This is a genomic window from Micromonospora sp. NPDC047753, assembly GCF_040642735.1.
Lineage (GTDB): Bacteria > Actinomycetota > Actinomycetes > Mycobacteriales > Micromonosporaceae > Micromonospora.
Window position 1 is genome coordinate 1 of the sequence record NZ_JBEYSL010000851.1, and the last position, 1,401, is coordinate 1,401.

Annotated in this window: 2 pseudogenes; one reads left to right on the forward strand and one right to left on the reverse strand. The window is 70.8% G+C overall.

The window, feature by feature from the left end:
- Positions 1 to 714 (forward strand): annotated as a pseudogene (gene purH / locus ABZ749_RS35185) (bifunctional phosphoribosylaminoimidazolecarboxamide formyltransferase/IMP cyclohydrolase); the annotation flags it as partial.
- 114 nt (positions 715 to 828) lie between these two features.
- On the opposite strand, the pseudogene ABZ749_RS35190 reads toward purH, so the two are convergent.
- A pseudogene (locus tag ABZ749_RS35190) lies at positions 829 to 1,359 on the reverse strand (ABC transporter ATP-binding protein); the annotation flags it as partial.
- Positions 1,360 to 1,401: the final 42 nt, after the last annotated feature.

Here is a 1,401-nt window from a genome sequence, read left to right on the forward strand (position 1 = left end):
ACCGGGCAGGCCGCGATGCGCACGTTCGAGCTGTCCCGACCCACCGTCGGCGCCCAGGGCGACCCGGTGTCGGCGTTCGGCGGTGTCATCGCGGTCAACCGGCCGGTCTCGGTCGAGCTGGCCCGGCAGGTCGCCGAGATCTTCACCGAGGTGGTGGTCGCCCCCGGCTTCGACGAGGGCGCGGTCGAGGTGTTGCAGGGCAAGAAGAACATCCGGCTGCTGCGGGCACCGGCCTGGACGCCGGCGCTGGTGGAGTTGCGGCCGGTGACCGGCGGCGTGCTTGCCCAGGTCGCCGACCGGGTGGACGCCCCCGGCGACGACCCGGCGAGTTGGCGGTTGGCGACCGGCGAGGCCGCCGACGAGGAGCTGCTGCGGGACCTTGCGTTCGCCTGGCGGGCGGTCCGCGCGGTGAAGAGCAACGCGATCCTGCTCGCCAAGGACGGCGCCACCGTCGGTGTCGGCATGGGTCAGGTCAACCGGGTCGACTCGGCGCAGCTCGCTGTCACCCGCGCCGGCGCCGACCGGGCCCGCGGCTCGGTCGCCGCCTCGGACGCGTTCTTCCCGTTCGCCGACGGCCCGCAGATCCTCATCGATGCCGGCGTCCGCGCCATCGTGCAGCCCGGCGGCTCCATCCGCGACGAGGAAGTCATCGAAGCGGCCAAGAAGGCAAACGTAACGATGTACCTGACCGGAACCCGCCACTTCTTCCACTGACCCCGAGGGCTTCGACCCCGAGGGCTTCGACCCCGTCGATCATGAAGTTATTGCCCTGACACGCCGACGTGCAGGGCAATAACTTCATGATCAACGGTTGAGGTCGGGTTGGGGTCAGGCTGTGGTGGTGGGGCGGAGTTCGGCGAAGTGGCAGGCGGACGGGTGGGGGTCCGCCGCCCTCGGCACCGTCGCCGGGTCCTGGGTGGCGCAGATGTCCTGGGCCTTCCAGCAGCGGGTCCGGAAGTGGCACCCGCTGGGCGGGTCGGCCGGGCTGGGCACGTCGCCGACCAGCCGGATCATGTTGCGCTGGTCGCGGGCCTCCGGGTCCGGCACCGGCACCGCGGAGAGCAGAGCCTGGGTGTACGGGTGGGTGGCCCGCTCGTAGATCTCGTCCTCGGTGCCGATCTCGACGATCCGACCGAGGTACATCACCGCGACGCGGTCGGCGATGTGCCGCACCACCGACAGGTCGTGCGCGATGAAGATGTACGAGAGCCCCAGCTCGCCCTGCAACTGCTTGAGCAGGTTGATCACCTGGGCCTGGATGGAGACGTCGAGCGCCGACACCGGCTCGTCGCAGACGATCACCTCGGGCTTCAGCGCGAGGGCGCGGGCGATGCCGATGCGCTGACGCTGACCGCCGGAGGCCGGACCAGGTCACCCCGCAGCAGTTGGTTTGCGCCTCCA